Annotated in this window: 22 protein-coding genes; 12 read left to right on the top strand and 10 right to left on the bottom strand. The window is 72.0% G+C overall.

Translation table 11 applies throughout. The annotated features are described in order from the left end of the window. The first annotated feature begins 61 nt into the window (after nt 1–61). Together ABZ117_RS04965 and ABZ117_RS04960 are read left to right on the top strand one after the other, a co-directional pair. Nucleotides 62–739 (top strand): response regulator transcription factor, encoded by a 678-nt coding sequence (locus tag ABZ117_RS04965; protein WP_030653180.1) that lies wholly within the window; start codon nt 62–64, stop codon nt 737–739. 38 nt (nt 740–777) lie between these two features. After that, the gene (locus tag ABZ117_RS04960; RefSeq protein ID WP_356817466.1) at nt 778–2049 is read left to right on the top strand and encodes an ATP-binding protein; all 1272 of its coding nucleotides are present in this window, start codon (nt 778–780) and stop codon (nt 2047–2049) included. A 54-nt stretch (nt 2050–2103) separates the two neighbouring features. Here ABZ117_RS04960 and ABZ117_RS04955 read toward each other — a convergent pair whose 3' ends face one another. Then, on the bottom strand, nt 2104–2607 hold the full coding sequence (locus ABZ117_RS04955) for a GtrA family protein (RefSeq protein WP_356817464.1): 504 nt from the start codon (nt 2605–2607) through the stop codon (nt 2104–2106). A gap of 182 nt (nt 2608–2789) precedes the next feature. Here ABZ117_RS04955 and ABZ117_RS04950 point away from each other — a divergent pair, with 182 nt between their 5' ends. Genes ABZ117_RS04950 through ABZ117_RS04940 form a run of 3 tightly spaced genes read left to right on the top strand, consistent with a single transcriptional unit; the run spans nt 2790 to nt 5631 of the window. Next, nucleotides 2790–3929, top strand: a complete 1140-nt coding sequence (locus ABZ117_RS04950) for a 5-(carboxyamino)imidazole ribonucleotide synthase (RefSeq protein ID WP_356817462.1) — start codon at nt 2790–2792, stop codon at nt 3927–3929. Next, nucleotides 3926–4447: a 5-(carboxyamino)imidazole ribonucleotide mutase gene (gene purE, locus ABZ117_RS04945; protein WP_356817460.1), complete on the top strand. Its 522-nt coding sequence runs from the start codon at nt 3926–3928 to the stop codon at nt 4445–4447. The genes ABZ117_RS04950 and purE overlap by 4 nt, the downstream gene beginning before the upstream one ends. Before the next feature lie 5 nt (nt 4448–4452). After that, entirely contained in the window at nt 4453–5631 is a 1179-nt protein-coding gene (locus ABZ117_RS04940; protein WP_356818133.1) for a dipeptidase, read from the top strand. Here the strand turns inward: ABZ117_RS04940 and ABZ117_RS04935 are convergent. Further along, a complete protein-coding gene (locus ABZ117_RS04935) occupies nt 5580–6710 on the bottom strand; it encodes an alkene reductase (protein WP_356817458.1) in 1131 nt (376 codons plus the stop codon). The two genes, ABZ117_RS04940 and ABZ117_RS04935, sit on opposite strands and share 52 nt — an antisense overlap. 54 nt (nt 6711–6764) lie before the next feature. Here ABZ117_RS04935 and ABZ117_RS04930 point away from each other — a divergent pair, with 54 nt between their 5' ends. Together ABZ117_RS04930 and ABZ117_RS04925 are read left to right on the top strand one after the other, a co-directional pair. Next, the gene (locus ABZ117_RS04930; RefSeq protein ID WP_356817456.1) at nt 6765–7124 is read left to right on the top strand and encodes a MerR family transcriptional regulator; all 360 of its coding nucleotides are present in this window, start codon (nt 6765–6767) and stop codon (nt 7122–7124) included. A 127-nt stretch (nt 7125–7251) separates the two neighbouring features. Then, entirely contained in the window at nt 7252–8358 is a 1107-nt protein-coding gene (locus tag ABZ117_RS04925; RefSeq protein ID WP_356817454.1) for a dipeptidase, read from the top strand. A 48-nt stretch (nt 8359–8406) separates the two neighbouring features. On the opposite strand, the gene ABZ117_RS04920 is transcribed toward ABZ117_RS04925, so the two are convergent. Together ABZ117_RS04920 and ABZ117_RS04915 are read right to left on the bottom strand one after the other, a co-directional pair. Then, complete coding sequence (locus ABZ117_RS04920) at nt 8407–8793, bottom strand: VOC family protein (protein WP_356817452.1); 387 nt, start codon at nt 8791–8793, stop codon at nt 8407–8409. Between the two features lie 144 nt (nt 8794–8937). Next, entirely contained in the window at nt 8938–9297 is a 360-nt protein-coding gene (locus ABZ117_RS04915) for a VOC family protein (protein ID WP_356817450.1), read from the bottom strand. An 84-nt stretch (nt 9298–9381) separates the two neighbouring features. Between ABZ117_RS04915 and ABZ117_RS04910 the strand changes: the two genes are divergently transcribed. Further along, the gene (locus ABZ117_RS04910; protein WP_356817448.1) at nt 9382–9888 is read left to right on the top strand and encodes a CGNR zinc finger domain-containing protein; all 507 of its coding nucleotides are present in this window, start codon (nt 9382–9384) and stop codon (nt 9886–9888) included. Nucleotides 9889–9979: 91 nt separating this feature from the next. Here the strand turns inward: ABZ117_RS04910 and ABZ117_RS04905 are convergent, their stop codons facing one another. Further along, entirely contained in the window at nt 9980–11323 is a 1344-nt protein-coding gene (locus ABZ117_RS04905) for a UDP-glucose/GDP-mannose dehydrogenase family protein (protein WP_356817446.1), read from the bottom strand. A 180-nt stretch (nt 11324–11503) separates the two neighbouring features. Here ABZ117_RS04905 and ABZ117_RS04900 point away from each other — a divergent pair, with 180 nt between their 5' ends. Both ABZ117_RS04900 and ABZ117_RS04895 read left to right on the top strand, forming a co-directional pair. Next, nucleotides 11504–12676, top strand: a complete 1173-nt coding sequence (locus tag ABZ117_RS04900) for an acyl-CoA dehydrogenase family protein (RefSeq protein ID WP_356817444.1) — start codon at nt 11504–11506, stop codon at nt 12674–12676. Between the two features lie 164 nt (nt 12677–12840). Beyond that, nucleotides 12841–13203, top strand: coding sequence for a four-helix bundle copper-binding protein (locus tag ABZ117_RS04895; RefSeq protein ID WP_356817442.1), 363 nt, complete (start codon nt 12841–12843; stop codon nt 13201–13203). Between the two features lie 69 nt (nt 13204–13272). Here ABZ117_RS04895 and ABZ117_RS04890 read toward each other — a convergent pair whose 3' ends face one another. Continuing rightward, nucleotides 13273–14550 (bottom strand): LCP family protein, encoded by a 1278-nt coding sequence (locus ABZ117_RS04890; RefSeq protein WP_356817440.1) that lies wholly within the window; start codon nt 14548–14550, stop codon nt 13273–13275. Nucleotides 14551–14667: 117 nt separating this feature from the next. On the opposite strand from ABZ117_RS04890, the gene ABZ117_RS04885 reads away from it, so the two are divergent. Next, nucleotides 14668–15216, top strand: coding sequence for an acyl-CoA thioesterase (locus tag ABZ117_RS04885; RefSeq protein ID WP_356817438.1), 549 nt, complete (start codon nt 14668–14670; stop codon nt 15214–15216). A 422-nt stretch (nt 15217–15638) separates the two neighbouring features. Here the strand turns inward: ABZ117_RS04885 and ABZ117_RS04880 are convergent, their stop codons facing one another. Then, nucleotides 15639–17021: an LCP family protein gene (locus tag ABZ117_RS04880; RefSeq protein WP_356817436.1), complete on the bottom strand. Its 1383-nt coding sequence runs from the start codon at nt 17019–17021 to the stop codon at nt 15639–15641. 251 nt (nt 17022–17272) lie between these two features. Between ABZ117_RS04880 and ABZ117_RS04875 the strand changes: the two genes are divergently transcribed. Further along, nucleotides 17273–18301 (top strand): glycosyltransferase family 2 protein, encoded by a 1029-nt coding sequence (locus tag ABZ117_RS04875; protein WP_356817434.1) that lies wholly within the window; start codon nt 17273–17275, stop codon nt 18299–18301. Nucleotides 18302–18391: 90 nt separating this feature from the next. Here ABZ117_RS04875 and ABZ117_RS04870 read toward each other — a convergent pair whose 3' ends face one another. From ABZ117_RS04870 to ABZ117_RS04860, 3 genes are all read right to left on the bottom strand, one after another. Further along, nucleotides 18392–19888 (bottom strand): LCP family protein, encoded by a 1497-nt coding sequence (locus ABZ117_RS04870; RefSeq protein ID WP_356817432.1) that lies wholly within the window; start codon nt 19886–19888, stop codon nt 18392–18394. Between the two features lie 238 nt (nt 19889–20126). Then, a complete protein-coding gene (locus ABZ117_RS04865; protein WP_356817430.1) occupies nt 20127–21896 on the bottom strand; it encodes an LCP family protein in 1770 nt (589 codons plus the stop codon). A gap of 228 nt (nt 21897–22124) precedes the next feature. Further along, complete coding sequence (locus ABZ117_RS04860; RefSeq protein ID WP_356817428.1) at nt 22125–23306, bottom strand: LCP family protein; 1182 nt, start codon at nt 23304–23306, stop codon at nt 22125–22127. Between the last annotated feature and the right edge of the window lie 282 nt (nt 23307–23588).

The following is a 23588-nucleotide window of genomic DNA, read 5'->3' as shown; positions in this document are numbered from 1 at the left end:
GTAAGAAGCCCGGGAAGCGATCACGCCCCGGCACCCTCCGCGAGCGGTCTACCATCACCTCATGACCCGTGTACTGCTCGCCGAGGACGACGCGTCCATCTCGGAGCCGCTGGCCCGCGCCCTGCGCCGGGAAGGTTACGAGGTCGAGGTGCGCGAGGACGGACCCGCCGCGCTCGACGCCGGAATGCAGGGCGGTGTCGACCTGGTCGTGCTGGACCTGGGCCTGCCCGGCATGGACGGTCTGGAGGTCGCCCGCCGGCTGCGTGCCGACGGCCACACCGTGCCGATCCTCATCCTGACCGCGCGGGCCGACGAGGTGGACACCGTCGTCGGCCTGGACGCGGGCGCCGACGACTACGTCACCAAGCCCTTCCGCCTCGCCGAACTGCTCGCCCGGGTCCGGGCCCTGCTGCGGCGCGGCGCCGCCGAGCCGCAGCAGCCGCCGGCCACGCACGGGGTGCGTATCGACGTCGAGTCGCACCGGGCCTGGATGGGCGACGAGGAACTCCAGCTCACCGCCAAGGAGTTCGACCTGCTGCGGGTGCTGGTGCGGGACGCCGGGCGGGTCGTGACCCGGGATCAGCTGATGCGCGAGGTGTGGGACACCACCTGGTGGTCCTCGACCAAGACCCTCGACATGCACATCTCCTGGCTGCGCAAGAAGCTCGGCGACGACGCGGCGAACCCGAGGTACATCGCGACGGTCCGCGGCGTGGGCTTCCGCTTCGAGAAGAGCTGAGCCCGGACCAGCGACAGCGACAGCACAGGTGACCGACCATGCGCCGACGTCTCATCCAGTCCACCCTCGCCGTCGTCCTGGTGGTGATCGCCGTCTTCGGTGTCTCCCTGGTGATCGTGGAGACGCGGACGATCAGCAACAGCGCCCAGGAGCGGGTGTACTCCGAGGCGGTGCGGCTGGCCAGCATCGTCGACAGCCGGATACTCGCCGCCGAGAACGTCAACGCGGACGTGCTGCGCAATCCGGTCAGCAAGGAGCAGTACGCGGTGATCCGCATGCCCGGCCGGCCGCCCATCGAGATCGGCAGCCCGCCGGAGGGTGAGGTCATCCGGGCCCGCCAGACGGGCGAGGAGGGCGAGACCGTCACCGTCGAGGAGCCGCGCTCAGCGGTGACCCGCGAGGTCGGCCGCACCCTGCTGATCATCGGCCTGGTGGCGCTGCTCGCCGTGGTCGCCGCCGTGCTCCTCGCCGTGCGCCAGGCCAGCCGGCTCGCCTCCCCGCTGACCGACCTCGCCGAGACCGCCGAGCGCCTCGGCTCCGGCGACCCGCGCCCCCGGCACAAGCGTTACGGCGTCCCCGAGCTGGACCGGGTCGCCGATGTCCTGGACTCCTCCGCCGAGCGGATCGGGCGCATGCTGACCGCCGAGCGACGCCTGGCCGCCGACGCCTCCCACCAGCTCCGTACGCCGCTGACCGCCCTGTCCATGCGGCTGGAGGAGATCACCCTCACCGACGACCCGGACACGGTGAAGGAGGAGGCGACCATCGCGCTGACGCAGGTGGAGCGGCTGACGGACGTCGTCCAGCGGCTGCTGACCAACTCCCGCGACCCGCGGACCGGCTCCGCCGTCACCTTCGACCTCGACGAGGTCATCCAGCAGCAGCTCGCCGAGTGGCGGCCCGCCTACCGCAGCGCCGGCCGGGCGGTCGTCAGCTCCGGCAAACGGCATCTCCAGGCGGTGGGCACCCCGGGCGCGGTCGCCCAGGTGCTGGCCGCGCTGATCGAGAACTCCCTGATGCACGGCGGCGGGACCGTCGCCCTGCGCACCCGGGTCACCGGCAACCAGGCCGTGATCGAGGTCACCGACGAGGGTCCCGGCGTCCCGGCCGACCTCGGCGCGCGGATCTTCGAGCGCACGATCAGCGGGCGGAACTCCACGGGCATCGGCCTGGCCGTCGCCCGGGACCTCGCGGAGGCCGACGGCGGCCGGCTGGAGCTGCTCCAGGCGCAGCCCCCCGTCTTCGGCCTGTTCCTGTCCCGCACGCCCCCGGCCCGCACCCCGGACGAGGACCGCCCGACGGTGCGCTGAGCGCTCCCGTCAAACGCGCCGCGCCCGTCACAGCACGCGCCGCGGGTGCTTCCGTCAGCGGACGCGCTGCTGCGGCTCGGAAGGGTGCGGCGCGGGGTGCGCCTCGGCCGCGATGATCGACTCCGCCTCGCGGGACGGCAGCGCCCGGAACACCCAGGTGCGGTACGACCAGAACCGGAACAGGGTCGCGACGCCGATGCCGACGAACTTGAAGACGTTGCTCTGGAGCGGGCTGTCCCAGCCGAAGCCGTAGGTCGCCACGTACAGCAGGCCGTTCTCGATCACCAGGCCGATCGCGCTGAACAGCAGGAACAGCGTGAGTTCCTTGGTGCGGCCGTGCTTGTCGCGGTCCCGGTACGTCCAGTAGCGGAAGCCCACGTAGTTGAAGACGATCGCCACGACGGTCGCGATGACGCCGGCCCGCACCACCGGCAGCCCGGAGACGTGCCGGACCAGGTTGAAGACGGCGAGGTTGACGAGGACGCCCGCGCCGCCGACGGCCCCGAACTTGGCCACCTCGCGTACGAGCCGTTGCAGCCCCGAGGAACGAGGTTCCATGGCTGTGCAGCTCCCGTCGGTAGATTCCGTCAACGCCGCCATGCTATCCGGGCGGGGGCGCCGATGCCCGTGGGCCGGACCACGTCCCGGAAACAGGTCGGAAAGAGTCGGGAAAGCGCTGGGTAAGAGATCGGGAGCGGGACGGTATCCGGCCGCCCCGCCGTGGCCGATACGCTAGGGGTGTGACGTTCCCGGTAGTCGGCATGGTCGGCGGGGGGCAGCTCGCGCGTATGACGCACGAGGCGGGCATCCCGTTGGGCATCAGGTTCAAGCTTCTCAGTGACACTCCTCAGGATTCCGCGGCGCAGGTCGTCGGTGATGTCGTCATCGGCGACTACCGCGACCTGGACACGCTGCGCGAGTTCGCGCGCGGCTGTGACGTGATCACCTTCGATCACGAACACGTGCCCACCGAGCATCTGCGTGCCCTGGAGGCGGACGGCATCCCCGTCCGCCCCGGGCCGGACGCGCTGGTGCACGCCCAGGACAAGGGCGTGATGCGCGCGCGGCTCGACGCGATCGGCATCCCGTGCCCGCGGCACCGGATCGTGCGCGATCCCGCGGACGTCGCGGCCTTCGCGGCGGAGGGCGACGGCTTCCCGGTCGTCCTCAAGACCGTCCGCGGCGGTTACGACGGCAAGGGCGTGTGGGTCGTCGGCTCCGCCGAGGAGGCCGCCGCGCCGTTCCGGGCGGGTGTGCCGGTCCTCGCCGAGGAGAAGGTCGACTACGTCCGCGAGCTGGCCGCCAACGTCGTACGCTCCCCGCACGGCCAGGCCGTCGCCTACCCGGTGGTGGAGTCGCAGCAGGTCGGCGGCGTCTGCGACACCGTCATAGCCCCCGCGCCGGACCTGGACGAGGCCCTGGCCCTGCACGCCGAGCAGCTGGCGCTGACCATCGCCAAGGAGCTGGGCGTCGTCGGGCACCTCGCCGTGGAGCTGTTCCAGACCCGCGACGGCCGCGTCCTGGTCAACGAGCTGGCGATGCGCCCGCACAACTCCGGCCACTGGACCATGGACGGCGCCGTCACCTCGCAGTTCGCCAACCACGTCCGCGCGGTCCTCGACCTCCCGCTCGGTGACCCGCGGCCCCGCGCGCCGTGGACGGTCATGGTCAACGTCCTGGGCGGCGACTACCCGGACATGTACGGGGCGTACCTGCACTGCATGGCCCGCGACCCCAAGCTGAAGATCCACATGTACGGCAAGGACGTGAAGCCCGGCCGTAAGGTCGGACACGTCAACACCTACGGCGACGACCTGGACGACGTGCTGGAGCGCGCCCGTCACGCAGCCGGCTACCTGAGAGGCACGATCACCGAATGAGCCCCGTTGTTGGCATCGTCATGGGGTCGGACTCCGACTGGCCCGTCATGGAAGCCGCCGCCAAGGCCCTGGACGAGTTCGAGATCGCCTACGAGGTCGACGTCGTCTCCGCGCACCGCATGCCCCGCGAGATGATCACGTACGGGGAGCAGGCCGCCGACCGCGGCCTGAAGGCGATCATCGCCGGTGCGGGCGGTGCCGCCCATCTGCCCGGCATGCTCGCCTCCGTCACCCCGCTGCCCGTCATCGGCGTGCCGGTGCCGCTGAAGTACCTGGACGGCATGGACTCGCTGCTGTCCATCGTGCAGATGCCGGCCGGTGTCCCGGTCGCCACGGTCTCCGTCGCCGGTGCCCGCAACGCCGGTCTGCTCGCGGCCCGGATGCTCGCCGCGCACGACGAGGACCTGCTGCACCGGATGCGCGACTTCCAGCAGGACCTCAACGACCAGGCCACCGAGAAGGGCAAGCGGCTGCGCGCCAAGGTCGAGGGCGCGAGCGGCTTCGGCTTCGGGAAGTGACCGCGGTGACCTCCCTGGCCCAGGCCCGGGAACTGCTGCGCGAGTTCCCGGTCGTCGACGGCCACAACGACCTGCCGTGGGCGCTGCGCCAGACGGCCGGCTACGACCTGGACAAGCTCGACATCGCCGCCCATCAGGGCGCCCACCTGCACACCGACCTGCCGAGGCTGCGCGAGGGCGGCGTCGGCGCGCAGTACTGGTCGGTGTACGTGCCCGCCGAGCAGCCCGAGCCGGTGGCGGCGACGCTGGAGCAGATCGACTGCGTCCGGCAGCTGCTCGCCCGCTACCCGGCGGACCTGGCGCCCGCGCTGACCGCCGCGGACATGAGCCGGGCACGCCGGGACGGCCGTATCGCCTCCCTGATGGGCGCCGAGGGCGGCCACTCCATAGCCAACTCGCTGGGCACCCTGCGCGGCCTGCACGCGCTCGGCGTGCGCTACATGACGCTCACCCACAACTCCAACGTCGACTGGGCGGACTCCGCGACCGACGAGCCGAGGGCCGGCGGCCTCACGGCGTTCGGCCGTGAGGTCGTCCGGGAGATGAACCGGCTCGGCATGCTGGTCGACCTCTCGCACGTCGCGGCGACGACCATGCGCGACGCGCTGGAGACGGCCTGCGCACCGGTGATCTTCTCGCACTCCTCCGCCCGCGCCGTCTGCGACCACCCGCGCAACATCCCCGACGACGTCCTGGAGCGGCTGCCCGCCAACGGCGGTGTGGCCATGGTGACGTTCGTGCCGAAGTTCGTCCTCCAGGCGGCCGTCGACTGGACGGCCGCGGCCGACGAGAACCTGCGCGCCCACGGCCTCCACCACCTGGACACCGGCCCGGAGGCGATGAGGCTGCACCGTGCCTTCGAGGAGCGCTCCCCGCGTCCCGTCGCCACGGTGTCGACGGTGGCGGACCACCTCGACCACATGCGCGAGGTGGCCGGCGTCGACCACCTGGGCATCGGCGGCGACTACGACGGCACCGCGTTCACCCCGGAGGGTCTCAGCGACGTCTCCGGCTACCCGAACCTGCTCGCCGAGCTGCTCGACCGGGGCTGGTCCAAGGCCGACCTGGCCAAGCTGACCTGGCAGAACTCGGTCCGCGTGCTGGGCGCCGCGGAGGACGTGGCCCGTGACCTTCAGGCCACCCGGGCGCCGTCCCTCGCCACCATCGACTCGCTCGACGGCTGACGGTCCAGGGTGGGGTAGTCGTTGTAGCCCTCCGCCCCGCCCACGTACATGAAGTACCGGTCCCGGACCGGGTTGAGCGGCGCGCCGGCGCGCAGCCGCTCGACCAGGTCCGGGTTGGCGAGGAACGGCCGGCCGAGTGCCACCAGGTCGGCGCCGGCCGCCAGCATCTCCCGGGCGGCCCGGGTGACGGCCTCGCCCGACAGGTCGGCCAGGTCCGGGTTGCCGATCAGGAGGCCGGGCCAGCCGGCGCGGATCCGCCGGTACCAGCCGGCCCCCGGATCGGAGCGCACCAGGCTCAGATAGGCCAGGCCCAGCCCCTTCAGACGGGCGAGGAGCGCGTCGTACAGGGCGTCGGTGTCGTCCTCCCGGACGCCGTTGACGGTGCTCGCGGGGGAGACGCGGATGCCCACCCGGTCCGCGCCGATCGCGTCGGCCACCGCCTCGGTCACCTCCACCGCGAACCGCACCCGCCGCTGGACGGAGCCGCCGTAGCCGTCCGCGCGGAGGTTGGTGTTGTCCGCGAGGAACTGGTGCAGCAGCATCCCGTTGGCCGAGTGCACCTCCACGCCCTCGAAACCCGCCTCGACGGCCCGGCGCGCGGCGGCGGCGAAGTCGGCGATCGTGGCGCGGATGTCGTCCGCCGTCATCTCACGGGGCACGGCGGCCGGCCGGTGCCCGCCCGGCGTGAAGATCGTCTCCGGCAGCGGGACGGGCGAGGGCGCGACCGGGGTGAGCCCGGTGGTCTCCGGGTGGCTGACCCGGCCGCCGTGCTGGAGCTGGAGGAACATCCGCCCGCCGGCCGCCCGCACCGCGTCGGTGACCCGCCGCCAGCCGGCCGTGTGCCGGTCGGTGTGGATCGCGGTGATGTCCGGGTAGGTCTGCCCGGCCGGGTTCGGCGTCGAGCCCTCGGCGACGATCAGTCCGGCGGCGGCGCGCTCCGCGTAGTGGGTGACCATGAGCGGGGCCGGGGTGCCGTCCGGCTCCGCCCGGTTGCGGGTCAGCGGCGCCATGACCAGGCGGTTCGGGAGCGTCAGCCGGCCGAGCCGGGCCGGGGCCAGGAAGTCCGTTGTCTGCGTCATGCCGGCACGGTAGAACCTGACACTGATGTCAGGTTCAAGCCCGGAGGTACCGGCATGAGAATCGGCGAACTGGCCCGGCGCACCGGCGTGAGCGAACGCTCGCTGCGGTACTACGAGACCCGGGGGCTGCTGAGCAGCGACCGCACGCCCGGCGGCCACCGCGACTACCCGGACGCGGCCGTCGACCGCGTCATCCGCGTCCAGGAGCTGTACGCGGCCGGCCTGAACAGCGAGAAGATCCGGCAGCTGCTGCCCTGCATGCGCGACCGGGACGGCGGCCCCTCCGCGATCGCCACCCCGCGGCTGGTCGGCGACCTCACCGCCGAACGCGACCGCATCGACCGCGTGATCGCCGACCTCCGGCGCTCCCGGGAGACCCTGGACGAGGTCATCCGCACCGCCCGCGAGACCTGACGGGCGTACCCCCGAACGCCCCGCTCACCAGGAAGCGTTCCTCCTCCCCGTGCGACCGTGGGCGGTACGCCAGCCACATCACGACGTAGCTCACGACCGACGTAGCCCACGACGTACGGAGCCCGCCATGGCCGACCTCCAGGACGACGTCCCCACCACCGCCGAGGTCGGCGGGGAGGACGGCCTGCCGGACGACCCCTTCCCCGACGGGCACGCGCCGGCCGGGGAGACGCTGGAGCGGGCACACGCCCTCCTCGCCGCCCACCCGGTCGCGGACGGCTACAGCGGCCTGCCCTGGGCGCTGCGCCATCTGCCCCGCTACGACCTCGAACTGGGCGAGGCCGCGATCGACACGGACGTGCCGCGGATGCGCGAGGGCCACGTCGGCGCGCTGTTCTGGTCGCTGCACCTGCCCGAGGGCCCGGGCGGCGAACGCGTCGTGGCGGCGACCCTGGAACAGCTCGACCAGGTGCGCGCGGTCGTCGAGAGCCACCCCGAGGGACTGCGCCTGGCCCACACCGCCGGCCAGATCATCGACGCCCGCAACTGCGGCCGGGTCGCGGTCGTACCGGGCCCCGCGCACGGCACCGCGCTCGGCGACTCCCTCGGCGTCCTGCGCGTCCTGCGTGCCCTGGGCCTGCGCGTGCTCAGCCTCGCGGGCACGGCCTGGACGGACCGGCCCGGGCTGACCCGGTTCGGCGAGGAGGTGGTGCGCGAGATGAACCGGCTCGGCGTGCTCGCCGATGTCTCCGGCGCCTCCCCGGCCACCGTGCAACGGACCCTCGCCCTGTCCAGGACCCCGGTGCTGTGCACCCGCTCCGCAGCCCGCGCCCTGCGCCCGCACCCCGCCAACCTGCCCGACGACCTGCTCACCGCGCTCGGCGGGGCCGGGGGCCTGTGCATGGTGCCGCTGACCGCCGAGCAGACCGGCCCGACCGTCCGCGACGTCGCCGACCACCTCGACCACGTCCGGGACGTCGCCGGCCCCGAGTGCGTCGGCCTGTCCGGCACCTACGACTCCGGCGCCGCCCATCCCCACGACCTCGCCGACACCTCCCGCTACCCCCACCTGATCGCCGAACTGCTGAGGCGCGGCTGGTCCGAGACCCAGCTGTCCCTGCTGACCTGGGGCAACGTGCAGCGGGTACTGCGCAGCGCGGACTCCACGGCCCGGGCCGCGCAACACCGCCGGGAGGCGTCCACCGCGAAGATCACCGAGCTGGACACGCCGTAGGTGTATCGCCGACGAGCGTTGTCGGCGCCGGCTGGGTCCTGAGCGTGATCACTCGATCCGGCACAGGCAGAACGGGTGCCCGGCCGGGTCCGCGTACACCTGGAAGTCCTTCTTCTCCCGGTCAGCCACGTCCAGCGGGCGGGCGCCGAGCGCCAGCACCCGCTCGTGGGCCGCGTCGATCTCCGCCCAGGTGCTGCCCGCGTCGAAGTCCAGGTGGAACTGCTGGCCGTTGCGGTCCGCGCGCGGCCACTCCGGCGGGGTGTGCCCCTCCGCCCGCTGGAAGGCCAGCCGCGGCCCGTCCGGGACGTACAGCACGACCCAGTCGTCGTCCTGGGCCTGCGGGGTGCCCCCCGCCACCGCCGCGTAGAAGGCGGCCAGCGCGTGCGGATCGGGGCAGTCGAGCACGACGGAACGGAGACGGGCGACGGGCGCCATGATGTCCTCCTTCGGAAACGACTCGGGAAACGACTCGGGAAACGGCTTCAGGACGACTGCTGGAACGACTCGGGTCAACCACTCCGCAACGGCTCCGGCTGCGGAAGCGGCTCCGGAACGGCTCCGGGACCGGCCTGCGCCCCGTCAGCAGGCGCAGAGGCAGAACGGGTGCCCCGCGGGATCGGCGTAGACACGGAAACCGCGCGAGCGGTCCGCCGCGTCCAGCGGCTTCGCCCCCAGCTCCAGCACCCCCTTCTCGGCCGCGTCCAGGTCCTCCACCATCAGGTCCAGGTGGAACTGCTGCGAGTCGTCCGGGGCGGGCCACCGCGGCGGCACGAATCCCGGCGCCCGCTGAAAGGCCAGCGCCGGCCCGCCGGGCACCTTCAGGTCCACCCACTCTCCCTCCCCCTCCACCGCGCCGCCCAGCACACCGGCGTAGAAACCGGCCAGCGCACGGGGGTCGGGACAGTCCAGGACCACGACACCGAGCTTGGCGAGAGCCATGACGAACCTCCTTGTGTTACCCGAAGACCCGGGTAACCGGTAACGGCCATCGCATGCTCCCGCATCGGGGGTAACGTCGCAAGCATGAGCGAGAGAACGGCCGCTCCCGGCGGCCTGGCCCTGATCGAGTCCCTCGTGAACACGCTGGACATCGAGACGGGCGCCGACTCGCTGGACACCGCGGAGGGCCGCGCCCGCCTCGGGATCGCACGGGCCGCGCTGGCCGACACCCGCGAGCTGCGCGAGTCGTTGCGGGCCGCGCTGCTCGCCCACGCCGGCCACCCGCCGCACCGCGCGGTGACCCCGCTGGGCACGCTGCTGGCCCGGGCCCCGCTCCACGTCACCGTCGACGGCCACGACGGCTCGGCCCGCCTCGTCCCCGCCGACGAGGGCCCGCTGTTCTCCCGGGTCGCCGCCGCCGTCGCCGAGGCGCTCGTCGCGGACACCTGGACCCGCCTGAAGGCCTGCGAGGCCGACACCTGCCACTGGGCGTACTACGACCGCAGCCCCGCCGGGCGCGGGCGCTGGTGCTCGATGCGGGTGTGCGGGGCCCGCGCGAAGATGCGGCGGTACCGCGCGAAGGGATCCTGAGCCGGCGCGATGTGGTGCAGAATGCGGAAAGACGCCGGTTCGGCCGACTGAGCCTCGGCCGAACCGGCGTCACCCGCGACAGCCTGTCCGGTTACGCGGTCGGGCGTCCCATCGCCCGGTACGTCCACCCCGCCCGCCGCCACAGCTCCGGGTCCAGGGTGTTGCGCCCGTCCAGCAGGACCCGGCCCGCCGCGGCCTCGCCGAGCTCCACCGGGTCCAGCTCGCGGAACTCCTGCCACTCGGTCAGGTGCAGCACCACGTCCGCGCCCCGGGCGGCCGCCAGCGCCGAGTCGGCGTAGCCCAGGGTCGGGAAGACCTTGCGGGCGTTGGCCATGCCCTTCGGGTCGTACACGGTGACCTGGCCGCCCTGGAGGTGGATCTGGCCGGCCACGTTCAGCGCGGGCGAGTCACGGACGTCGTCCGAGTCCGGCTTGAAGGTGGCACCGAGCACCGCCACCCGCCGGCCGAGGAAGGAGCCGCCGCCGAGCGCCTCCCGGGTCATCTCCACCATCTGGCCGCGCCGGCGCATGTTGATGGAGTCGATCTCGCGCAGGAACGTCAGCGCCTGGTCCGCGCCCAGCTCACCCGCGCGCGCCATGAACGCCCGGATGTCCTTGGGCAGACAGCCGCCGCCGAAGCCGATCCCGGCACGCAGGAACTTCCGGCCGATCCGGTCGTCGTGCCCGATGGCCTCCGCGAGCCTCGCCACGTCACCGCCCGCGGCCTCGCACACCTCCGCCATCGCGTTGATGAAGGAGATCTTGGTGGCGAGGAAGGAGTTCGCGGCGGTCTTCACCAGCTCCGCGGTCGGGAAGTCGGTGACGACGAACGGCGTGCCGGCGCCGACCGGACCGGCGTACACCTCGCGCAGCAGCTTCTCCGCGCGCTCGCTGCGCACGCCGACGACGATCCGGTCCGGGTGCAGGGTGTCCTGGACGGCGAACCCCTCGCGCAGGAACTCCGGGTTCCAGGCGAGTTCGGCGTCCGCGCCGGCCGGGGCGTGCTCGGCGAGGTAGGCGGCCAGCCGGCCGGCGGAGCCCACCGGCACCGTCGACTTGCCGACGACCAGGGCCGGGCCGTGCAGATGCGGGGCGAGGGAGGCGATCGCGGAGTCGACGTACGACATGTCGCAGGCGTAGTCGCCGTGCTTCTGCGGCGTGTTCACGCACACGAAGTGCACGTCGCCGAAGGCCCCGACCTCGGCCCAGTCCGTGGTGAACCGCAGCCGCCCGGTGGCGCCCTCGATCCCGGCCACGTGCCGGCGCAGCAGCTCCTCCAGGCCCGGCTCGTACATCGGGGTCTCGCCGCGCTCCAGCATGGCGATCTTCTCCGGTACGACGTCCAGGCCCAGCACCTCGAAGCCCAGCTCGGCCATGGCCGCGGCGTGGGTGGCGCCGAGGTAGCCGGTGCCGATCACGGTGATCTTCAGGCTCATACGAGTGCTCCAGCTCAGGTCCGTCGGTCATGCGGTGCCTGAGCATAGTCGGGGCGCTCACCGGGCAACTTTCCCGCTGTCACCAAGCTCACGTAGGCGTGTTCGCGCCAGAGCTCTAAAATTCAGTTACTTAACGGTAATTAGTGTCAGTATCACTGCGTCTTTGGAGCGTGAGAGACCGTGGCCGGATCGGCTGACTTCGACCTGTACCGCCCGTCCGAGGAGCACGACATGCTCCGTGACGTCGTCCGGGCCCTGGCCGAGGCGAAGATCGCGCCCTACGCCGCCGCGGTGGACGAGGAGGCCCGCTTCCCGCAGGAGGCGCTCGACGCCCTGGTCGCGAACGACCTGCACGCCGTGCACGTCCCCGAGGAGTACGGCGGCGCCGGCGCCGACGCGCTCGCCACCGTCATCGTCATCGAGGAGGTGGCCCGCGCCTGTGTGTCCTCCTCGCTGATCCCGGCCGTGAACAAGCTCGGCTCGCTCCCGGTGATCCTCTCCGGCTCCGAGGACCTGAAGAAGAAGTACCTCGGCCCGCTGGCCAAGGGCGACGCGATGTTCTCGTACTGCCTCTCGGAGCCGGACGCCGGTTCGGACGCGGCCGGCATGAAGACCAAGGCGGTCCGCGACGGCGACCACTGGATCCTCAACGGCGTCAAGCGCTGGATCACCAACGCGGGCGTGTCGGAGTACTACACGGTGATGGCCGTGACCGACCCGTCGAAGCGCTCGAAGGGCATCTCGGCGTTCGTGGTCGAGAAGTCCGACGAGGGCGTCTCCTTCGGCGCCCCGGAGAAGAAGCTCGGCATCAAGGGCTCGCCGACCCGCGAGGTCTACTTCGACAACGTCCGCATCCCCGCCGACCGCATGATCGGCGAGGAGGGCACCGGCTTCGCCACCGCCATGCAGACCCTGGACCACACCCGCATCACCATCGCCGCCCAGGCCCTCGGTGTCGCCCAGGGCGCCCTCGACTACGCCAAGGGCTACGTCCGGGAGCGCAAGCAGTTCGGCAAGCCGATCGCCGACTTCCAGGGCATCCAGTTCATGCTCGCCGACATGTCCATGAAGATCTCGGCGGCCCGCGCCCTCACCTACCAGGCCGCCGCCGCCTCCGAGCGCGTCGCCGCCGGAGGGGAGGAGAAGGACCTCACCTACCTGGGCGCCGCCGCCAAGTGCTTCGCCTCCGACACCGCGATGGAGGTCACCACCGACGCGGTCCAGCTCCTCGGCGGCTACGGCTACACCCGCGACTACCCGGTGGAACGCATGATGCGCGACGCCAAGATCACCCAGATCTACGAGGGCACCAACCAGGTCCAGCGCATCGTGATGGCGAGGAACCTCCCGTAGCGGGACTCGGCGGATCCCACAGCCCCCGGCGCGCTCGCCGGGGGCTGTCGTCGTCTTCCGCTGGGCCGTAGGGCCGTAGGCCGACGTGCGGTGCGGCGGTGCGGGACGTAGGACGGAAGCAGACGGGGTCCGCCCCGGATCCCCACCGCCTCCGAGGAGGAGCCATGACCCAGTCCAAAATGATGCCCGCCATCAGCCAGCAGATGCAGGACTGCATCGAGGCCTGCATGAGCTGCCACAGCATGTGCGAGGAGACCATGAGCTCCTGCATGCAGCAGGGCGGCCAGGCGCAGATGCAGGTCATGCGCGCGCTCATGGACTGCTCCGAGGCGACCCGGATGTGCGCCGACATGATGATGCGGCGCTCGCCCATGGCCGGCGAGATGAGCGCGCTCTGCGCGAAGGTCTGTGACATGTGCGCCGAGGCGTGTATGTCCATGCCGGACGACCAGCAGATGATGCGCTGTGCGGAGGCGTGTCGCCGCTGCGCCGAGACCTGTCGCGCGATGGCGGGCGCCACGATGTGACCCGGCTCCGCTGAGCCACGCGTCAAGGGCACCCTCACGGGTGCCCTTGCACCGTGTCCGCGCCGCCCGTCAGCCGCCGGCGACGGTGACCTTCTCGTCGTTGTTCAGTTCCTTGACGAGGGTCTTCACCTTCGCCTTGTCCCAGAGCAGGTTGCCGCCGGCCGAGCCGGAGATCGGCATGTTCATCGAGGTGCCGTCACCGCCGCTGACGCCCTTCATCGCCCAGAACATGGAGGCCAGGTCCCACAGCGACATGTCCTTGTCGACGATGAGGGAGTCCAGGCCCGCGCCCATGGTCGGGTAGAGCTTGAAGGGGTTGAGGACCGTCGAGGGGGTGGCCACCTGGTGGGCCAGGGCGGCCAGGAACTTCTGCTGGTTCTTGGTGCGCTGGAGGTCGGACGCGGCGAACGCGTGCCGGGTGCGGACGAAGGCGAGGGCCTGCCGGCCGTCGAGAGTCTGCTTGCCGGCCTTGAAGTCGGCGCCCGACCACTTGTCCTTGAAGCCCTTGTCGATGGTGATGTCGACCCCGCCGACCGCGTCCACGATGTCGGCGAAGCCCTGGAAGCCGATCTCCACGTAGTGGTCGATGTGCAGCCCGGTGTTGTACTCGACCGCGCGGACCAGCAGGGTCGGTCCGTCCTCGGCGTAGGCCGCGTTCAGCTTCTCGTGCCGGCCTCTGGCGGGATAGGTCTTCCCGGACGTCGAGCCCCGGTACGACGGGATCTCCACGTCGGAGTCGCGCGGCAGCGAGACCAGCGTGTCGCTGTTGCCGCCGACGTGCAGGATCATCATCGAGTCGGTGCGCTTGCCCTCGGCACCGCCGGTGTGCAGGTTCGTCTCGTCCTGCTTGGACATGCCCTCCCGGCTGTCGGAGCCGACGATCAGGTAGTTCGTGCCGTCGCCTCCCTCCGGCCGGTCGATGACCGTGGAGAGGTCCACCTCGCGGCGCAGCTTGGAGTCGGCCCAGAAGTAGGTGGCGACCGACGTGACGACCACCACGGTCGCCACCGTGATCGCCGTCCACTTGATCCGGCGCCGCCAGTTCGGCGCGGGGCGCGGGGCGCGGCCGGCCGCCGCGCCGGGACCGTCCGGGCCACGGCCGCCGGGGGCGCCGTAGACCTGGCCGGTGTTGTAGCCGCCGTCGTACGCGTCGTGGCCGCCGTCGTCGTGCCCCCGGCCGTCGACGTACGAGGGCTGCTGCGGCACGCCGGCCCCGTACGGCGGCGCCGACGGTCCCCGTCGCACCTGGCGCATCACGCGCGCGCCCTCAGGCTGCGCGCCGGCACTGCCGCGTCCGTGGCGCGTGCCGCGGTTGTCGTCGGACCATCCCTCGGGCCAGTCATTCATGGGCCCCAGTGTGCCGGGCCGCACTGTGTGCTCCATAGGCCTGTCGGAAAATCAGGGCGCCGCTGTTGCGAACCCGACACAAATTCCGCGAAGGGGGCTCGGCATAAGGTGGAGGGCATGACAGATCAGGCCATGGACAGGGAAACGGACATCCCGGGCAAGCCCACGTCCTCCTCGCGCACCACCCTCAGCCACATCATGACCCACAACGACACCAACCTGCTGGGTACGGTGCACGGCGGGGTGATCATGAAGCTGGTCGACGACGCGGCGGGCGCGGTGGCCGGCCGGCACTCCGGCGGTCCCGCCGTCACCGCGTCGATGGACGAGATGGTGTTCCTGGAACCGGTCCGCGTCGGCGACCTGGTCCATGTCAAGGCCCAGGTGAACTGGACCGGCCGGACCTCCATGGAGATCGGCGTCCGGGTCCTGGCCGAACGCTGGAACGAGTCCGACCCGGCCACCCAGGTCGGCTCGGCCTACCTGGTCTTCGCGGCCGTGGACGCCGACGGCAGCCCGCGCCGGGTGCCGCCGGTGATCCCCGAGACCGACCGCGACCGCCGCCGCTACCAGGAGGCCCAGATCCGCCGCACCCACCGCCTGGCCCGCCGCCGGGCGATCCGCGAACTCCGCGAGAAGCGCGCCGCGGAGGGCTTCGAGGACTAGCTCCCGGCCCGCCGCCGGCCCCCGCGGCCCTGCGGGCCCCGCTCCGGCGACTCGCCCGTCCCGTCCGCCGGTCTACGGGTCCGGCTCCGCCGGTCTGCGGGTCCCGCTGCGCCGTCCTACGCTCCCGCTGCGCCGTCCTGCGGGTCCCGGTCTGCCGTCCTGCGCGTCGCGCTCCGCCGTCCTGCGGGTCTCGCTGCGCCGTCCTACGCTCCCGCTGCGCCGTCCTGCGGGTCCCGGTCCGCCGTCCTGCGCGTCGCGCTCCGGCGGTCTGCGGGTCCCGGTCCGCCGTCCTGCGCGTCGCGCTCCGCCGTCCTGCGGGTCCCACTCCCGCATCCTGCGGGTCCCGTCCGGCGTTCTGTGGGTCCCCGCTCCGGCGTCCTGTGGGTTCCGATCTGGCGTCCTACGGGACCCGCTCCGGCGTCCTACGCGTTTCCGGAGCAGACCACCTCGCTGCCCCGCACCACGTTCTGTTCCGGCTGCCCCGGGTCCTCGAAGCGGACCTTGCGCACCTTCCGTACGTCGCCGAAGTCGGGGCCGGCGATCACTTTCAGCAGCGGGCCCTGGCCCGGGGCCGCGCGCAGTTCGCTGCCCGGCAGGGCCGCGGCGAGGGAGCGGGCGGAGCGGTCCCAGCGGGGGTCGTAGGAGATCACCGTGTGCCGGACGCGGGCGGAGGCGGTCACCGGCTGCCGGGTGGTGGCGAAACCGTTCGCCACGAGCGCGGCGTCGACCTGCTTGGCCAGCCCGGCCGTGCCGGAGCCGTTCTGCACCTGCACCCGGATCTGGTCCGGGGCCACCTCCACCGGCACCGGTGCCGGGCCGTGGTGCGGGCGGTCCACGGTGAGCGGTTTGTCGTCGCGCAGCGACTGGAACAGCTTGGCGGCCTTCGCCTGGTCCCACTTCAGGGTCGAGCCGATGCCCTTGACCTGGTAGTCCACCTGCGCGAGGGGCACGGTGGTGAACTCGGAGGACGACGGGGAGAAGTTCCGCATCGCACGGCCGAGGTCGAGCAGTTCGTCGGTGCCGAACCCCTCGTCGGCGCGGACCGAGCCGAGCACCGCCCGGGTCACGTCCCGGAACCGCATCGGGTTCAGCAGCACCCCGGAGGAGGTCGCCTTCTCGATCAGCGCGGCCAGGAACCGCTGCTGCCGCTTCATCCGGCCCAGGTCGCTGGCCCCGTCGACGTGCCGGGCGCGCACGTACTGGAGGGCCTGCCCGCCCATGAGGGTGTGCGTGCCGGGCGGGAGGTCCAGGCCGGTGTACGCGTCCTTCAGCGGAGTCGCTGTGCAGACCTTCACCCCGCCGAGCACGTCCACGGTCCGCATGAAGCTGGTGAAGTCGACCTCCAGGTAGTGGTCGATCTTCACGTGGGTCATGCTCTCGACGGTGCGGATGGTCAGCTGGGGGCCGCCCTCCGCGTAGGCCGCGTTGAGCTTGACCGGGTGCGGGCCGTGGCGCTGACCGGAGTTCTGGTCGACGTGCGCGGGCATCTCGGCGTAGGAGTCGCGCGGCAGGCTGACCACGGTGGCCCGCTCCCGGCCCTCCGCGATGTGCACGATCATCATGGTGTCGGTGCAGTGGCAGGGTTCGCCGCCCAGCCGGTACGCGCGCCGTTCCCGCTCGCCGATCTTGTCGCGGCCGTCGGTGCCGACGAGCAGGACGTTCATGCCGTGGCCGGCCCGGGGGCGGTTCTTCATGTCCTTGAAGGCGTCGATCCGGGCGATGCCCGCATCCAGGCTGCTGACGACCGCGTGCCCGATGCCGGCCGAGGCGAGCACCACGACCGAGAGGGTGGTCACCGCCCGCATGGCCCAGCGTGGCCGCCGGGGTGGCCGGACGGAGCGCACGGGCCGCTCGGGGGGCCGCGGCACACGGCGAGGTGGTTGCGGTCGGGGCTGCGGACGCGCGGGCGACCGAGGCGGGCTGGGCAAGGGGGACACCTCCGGACGAGGCCGTACGTGGGATCCGTGAGCACAGTAGGGCGATACGATCTCCAGCCCGCTGTGCCGTCCCGGCGGCGCGCACCGGTGTCCCCCGTTCGCGGTAACGTGACTCTCCTATGAACGCCAAGCCCGACGTGCGGCTCCCCGCTGTGTCCGTGATCATGCCCGTCCTCAACGAGGAGCGGCATCTGCGCGGGGCCGTCCAAGCGATCCTCGCGCAGGAGTACCCCGGCGAGATGGAGGTCGTGATCGCCCTCGGTCCGTCCACGGACCGCACGGACGAGATCGCCGCCGAGCTGGTGCACGAAGACCCGCGCGTGCACACCGTCCCCAATCCGACCGGTCGCACGCCGGCGGCGCTGAACGCGGCGATCAAGGCTTCACGGCATCCGGTCGTGGTCCGCGTCGACGGCCACGGCATGCTCTCGCCGGACTACATCGCCACCGCCGTCCGCCTCCTGGAGGAGACCGGCGCGCAGAACGTCGGCGGCATCATGCACGCCGAGGGCGAGACCGACTGGGAGCACGCGGTCGCCGCCGCGATGACCTCGAAGATCGGCGTGGGCAACGCCGCCTTCCACACCGGCGGCCGGGCCGGCCCCGCCGAGACGGTCTACCTCGGAGTCTTCCGCCGGGAGGCCCTGGAGCGGCAGGGCGGCTACAACGAGGAGTTCATCCGCGCGCAGGACTGGGAGCTTAACTTCCGGATCCGTGAGGCGGGCGGGCTGATCTGGTTCTCGCCCGAGCTGAGGGTGTCGTACCGGCCGCGGCCGTCCGTGCGGGCGCTGGCGAAGCAGTACAAGGACTACGGCCGCTGGCGGCACGTCGTCGCCCGCTACCACTCGGGCTCCATCAACCTGCGCTACCTCGCCCCGCCGACCGCGGTGTGCGCGATCGCGGCGGGGATCGTGGTGGGCGCGGCCCTGACGCCGTGGGGTCTGCTGATCCCCGGCGGCTACCTGGCCGCGATCGCCGCGGGCTCCGTCCCGGCCGGCCGGGGGCTGCCCCTGAAGGCCCGGATACAGATCCCGGTGGCCCTCGCCACGATGCACATGTGCTGGGGCTGGGGCTTCCTCACCAGCCCCCGGTCCCTGGCGAGGAAGGTCATCGCCTCCCGGCGTCCGGCCGTCCTGGACGCCGCCTGACCGGCCGGACGCCACACGGCCCCACCGACCGGGAGGGGCGCGCGACGGGGCCCCACCCCTTCCGGGCGGGGCCCTTCGCCATTCGTCCCGCTACCACCGGTACACGCTGTACACCGGCATGCACGACTTCGTGTCCGAGCCGTTGACCGCGTCGGAGTTGTCGGGCAGGTCGCCCGCCTCCGGCTCGGACTTGCCGGGGTAGGAGGTGCCGGTGCGCCAGTCCGCGCCGACGACGAGCGTGACCCCCGAGACGTCGGTCGACTTCTGCACCGCGCTCATCGGGATGCCCAGCGCCGCGGCGAGGGCCTGCGCGTCACCCTCCAGGTCGGCGCTCGGGTACCGTACGGCCGTCCTGTCCTCGGCCAGGCTGCCCGAGGTGTCGGCCTGGGCCCGGGTGTAGCCCTTGCCCACGAGCGTCCCGGTGATCTCCGAGGCCCGCCGCGGGACCGCGGCCTGCGTGGCGGTCCGGGTGGCGTTGCGCACCAGTACCCCGAGCCGGCCCGCCTCGACCGACGGCTGCCTGGTCGGCCTGTCGTCCTTCGCACCCTTGGCGTGCTTCTTCGCCCCGGACTTCCCGCCGTTCTTGTCGAACGCCACGTCGTCCTGGAGCATCTGCCACATCTTGTCGGCGTTGGGCTTGTCCGGCACGACGTGGTTGCGGTCGAGCGGGTCCTGCCTGTTGGGCATGGTCACCGAGGTGATGCGGTCGGCCGGCACCGACTTCAGCTGCATGCCGAGGTCGTAGAGCTTCTTGACCGTACCGATCTCCTCGGACACCTTCAGCGACTTGGTGGCCGCCTCGGCCAGGTCCATGAGCCGGCCGGTGTCGGTGAACACGTTCTGCTTCCTCAGCGTGCGCATCATCGAGTTCAGGTACATGTGCTGGGCGCGGGCGCGCATCAGGTCGTCGCCCCAGGCGTGCCGCGTGCGCAGCCACTGGAGGGCCTGCTCGTGGTAGATCTTGTGCGTTCCGGCCCGCAGCTTCAGTCCCGAGCCGCCGGACACGTCCGGCGTCGGGTGGTCCCACACGTTCTGCTTCACGCAGACCTCGACACCGCCGATGGCGTCCGCCATCCGCACCACACCCGCGAAGTCGATCGTCATCCAGTGGTCGATGTAGACCCCGGTGAGGTTCTCCCAGGTGAGCAGGGTGCAGCCGGCGCCGCCGCGGGCCAGGGTGACGTTGATGATGTCGTTCGTCGGCGGATACCGCTTGCCGGTCGCGGGGTCCTTGCACTCGGGGATGTCCACCCGGGTGTCCCGCGGGATGCTCACCATGGCGGCGCTTCGGCGGTCCGCGGAGAGGTGGATGAGCATCTGCACATCCGCGAGCGGCGGGTCACCGGCGTGGTCCTTGCTGCCGCCGAGCTTCAGGTTCTCCGCGCTGTTGCGGCTGTCGGAGCCGATCAGCAGGATGTTCAGCGGGGTCTGACCGGCCGCGTTCGGCTCGGTGCGGTGCGCCTTGGAGTCGTCCCCGTTGGCGCGCGCCCCCTTCTTGATGTTGCCGTTGAGATGCTGGTAGTACAGATAGCCGGCGCCTGCCGTGCCGAGTATCACCACCGCCAGCACGGTCGCCGACCAGCGCATGGCTCGCCGTCTGCGCCGTATCGGCTCGGTCTTCGGACCACCGGTCCGCCTGCCGCCGCCCCGGCCCCGCCCCGCCGGCACCTCCGCGGTCCGCGGCGTGAGCGACTTCGCGTCCTCGACCGCCGCAGTCCGTCCGCGCACCTCACTCTGCGCCAACTCCCTGCCCTCCCCACCCCTTGCGCCGGACAACGGGCCCGCCCCGCGTCCGGTTAGACGCACGACGGGCCCGTCGGGTTACCTACGAGGCGCACTTGACCTTGTCTGCCGTGGACTTGTCGACCTCCGGCGCCTTCGACGGCACCGTGAGGGAGACCCCCGCCCCCTTGAAGTCCTTGCCCAGGGTCAGCGTCATCGCCGGCAGCCCCTGGGAGTTGGTCACGCTCCTGCCCGGCTTCAGCGCCGACCCGGACATCCCCATGAGGGCGGCCAGCCGGCGCGCCTGGGCCGCCTGGCCGGGGGCGTACTCCAGCGTCGTCCGGTCGGCCGGCGCCGGGGCGTTGCCGTCGTTCTCCGACCTGGTCACGCCCTCGTCGTTCTGGAGCCAGTTGAGCACCGCCTGGGCGCTGCCGTTGACGGCACCGCCGTTGAGGATGCGCACCCGCACCTCGGAGGCGGGCGCCTTGCTGCCCTTGAGCCGGGCGGCCTGGGCGTCCTTCGCGGCCTTCTGCCTCTTCTTCACGTCGCTGAAGGAGACGTCGTTGCGGACGGCCTCGAAGACCGCGGGCGCCTTCGCCTCGTCCAGGACCACGGTGGCATGGACCTTCTCCGCCGGGTTGTCCTTGACCGGCACCGTGGTGAAGGTCAGGTTCTTCGGGTTGAGCTTGCCCAGCTCCAGGCCCAGGTCCTTCAGCTTGCCGATGCTGTCCAGTTTGTCGTCCACGGTCAGCGCCTTGGTAGCCGCCTCCGCCAGCTTCAGCATCTTCGTCGGGCTGGTGAGCGTGGAGTTCCCCTTCAGCTTGCGCATCAGGGCGCCCAGGAACTGCTGCTGGAGCCCGATCCGGCTCAGGTCGCCGCCGAAGCCCACGGAGTGCCGGGTGCGGACGAACGCCAGTGCCTGCTCACCGGAGATGGTGTGGGTGCCCTTGGACAGTTTCAGATGCGAGTCGGCGTCGTCGATGTCCTTGGCCAGGCAGACGTCGACGCCGTCGACCGCCTCGGTCAGCGTCTTGACCGCGTTGAAGTCGGCGACCATGAAATCGTCCGGCGTGATCCCGGTCAGCTGGGTCACCGTGCGCATGGTGCAGCTCGGCGTGCGGTCGTCCTGGCCGAGGCTCTGGTTGAACCGGGCGCCGACCGAGCCGGGGATGACCTTCCGGGTGCCGTCCTCCTGCTGCGTCGGGCAGTCCGGGATGTCGGTGATCAGGTCCCGGGGGATGCTCAGCGCGGTGGCGTTCGACCGGTCCTTGGACAGGTGCAGCAGGATGGTGGTGTCGGCGTGTCCGACGCTGCCCGAGTCGCCGTAGCCCTCGTTGCCCTTGCCGGTGCGCTTGTCGGTGCCGATCACCAGGATGTTGATCGCCTGGTCCTTGCTGAAGCCGCCGGTGCTGGCGCCGTCGTCGGACAGGGACGTGATGTTGCCGTTGAGGTGCCGGATGTAGAGGTAGCCGGCGGCCGTCACGGCGACCAGCACGAAGGCCATGGTCCCGCCGGTCCACAGCAGGACCTTCTTCGTCCTCGACTTCTTCTTCACCGGCCGCCGGGCCGCGCGCCGCCCCTGGGGCGGCTCCGGCTCCGGCTCCGGATCGGCGCCCCGGCGCCGGGCCGAGCGCGGCTGCGGCACGTCGGTGCCGCGCGTGCGGGGCTCCGGCCGGGTCTCGCCGGCCGGCTGCCGGGTACGGCCGCCCGCCGCGCGACCGCCGTCACGGGGAGAAGGGCGACGCGGTCCGGGGACCGGCGACTGCGCTGGGGAAGGAGTCAGTCGCAGTTCGTATTCGCCGGTGTTCGGATTGAGTACCCACTGGTCTGCGGGGTCGATGTTGTCCGCCCGCCCACGGCCTTGCGCGTCCACGGTTGTCCGAATCCTCCGTCGGGGCCACGCGGCGCCTTCCCCCTACGGCGCTCGGGTCTCGGTGAAACAGTGCACGACCCAGGTCGGACCTCGCGGCCAGGTGCACCGGATCGCTCACACTATCCGCCCAGTTCAGCGTCGGGCGACGCCGGTGACAAATTCCACCTCCCTACAAGCGGGCAATCCCCCTCATTTTCCGGACGGAAGGCCGTTGTCTTGGTGAGCCCCTTACTCACAGGTGTGTTCGGCGGCGGTGTTCCCGCGGAAGGTCGGCACCGGCGAGGGGTCGCTCTTGCCGTCCTGCCCCGCGTCCTTCCCCGTGTCCTCGCTGTGGGCGTCCCGGGTCACCGCGACCGGCCGGTCGGCCCGCAACCGGGCGAACAACCGCTCGGCCGCGGGCTCCACGAGCTGGTCACGGTTGGAGTCGTAGACGTACGACTCCCTCGGCACCGTCAGGAACTGCACCCGTTCGGTGGGGATGTCGCGCAGTCCGCGCACCAGTTGGTACAAACCGCGCAGACTTGCCAGTTCCGGGTCGGTGGTCAGCGACGACGTCGCCGCGTCCAGCACCGGATACAGCTTCACCGGGTTCAGCAGGACGTCGTCGCCGCGCACCTTGCCGACCAGCGCCCCGAGGAACCGCTGCTGGCGCTCCATCCGCTCGGTGTCGCTGCCGTCGCCGAGCGTCTTGCGGGCGCGCACGTACCCGAGCGCCTGCTCCCCGTCGAGCGTGACCTTCCCGGCGGGCAGCTTCAGCTTCGCCGCCGCGTCGTCCACGGGTTCCCGCAGGCACACCTGGACGCCGTCGACGGCGTCCACCATGTCCTTGAACCCGCTGAAGTCCACGACCACGTGATGGTCGACGCGGATGTCCGTCAGCTTCTCGACGGTACGGATCGTGCAGGCGGAACCGCCCACCTGGAAGGCGTGGTTGAGCATCGCGAACACCGGGTCGCTGCGGGTGCCGTCCGGCTGCCGGCAGGCGGGGACGTCCACCATCAGGTCCCGGGGCAGCGACACCGCGGTGGCGCTGCTGCGGTCGGCGGCCAGATGCAGCAGGATCGTCGTGTCCGACCGCTCGCTGCCCAGATCCCGCCCGTACTTGCCGTTGTCCTCACCGGCCCGCGTGTCCGACCCGATCAGCAGGATGTTCTGCGCGTCCCGCACCAGCGCGGTGGGCCGCTCCCGCTCGTAGCGCGCCAGCTCGGCGGCCGCCGCGTCGTCGGCGGTGATGTTGGCGCTGAGCTTGGCGTAGACGGCCCATCCGGCCCCGCCGGCCAGGGCGGCGAGCACGGCGGCCCCCAGCGCCGAGTACCGCAGCCAGCGCCGGCGCCGGCGCCGGGAGAGCCCGTCACCGGTGGCGGAGGCTCCCGGACCGGGACCGAGGGACCTGCCTGCGGTGTCGGTCACGGTGGGGCCACCCCCTCATGGCGTACGAGCGTCACGTCACGGCCTGCTCCTACGACCATGGCGGGGGCCGGGGCGGGGGGCGCCCTGTGCTACGCCGATCGGGGGAACGGCACGGCCCGGGCCCTTGGGCCGTCCGGGGTCGGCGGTCTGCGGGTCTGCCGTCCGAGCGGTGGGGGTCCGGGGTCTGCCGTCCGGGGTCGGCGGTCTGCGGGTCTGCCGTCCGAGCGGTGGGGGTCCGGGGTCTGCCGTCCGGGGTCGGCGGTCTGCGGGTCTGCCGTCCGT

The sequence above is a fragment of the Streptomyces sp. NPDC006309 genome, from assembly GCF_040613095.1.
Taxonomy (GTDB): domain Bacteria; phylum Actinomycetota; class Actinomycetes; order Streptomycetales; family Streptomycetaceae; genus Streptomyces.
This window is presented reverse-complemented; position numbering and strand designations above follow the sequence as displayed.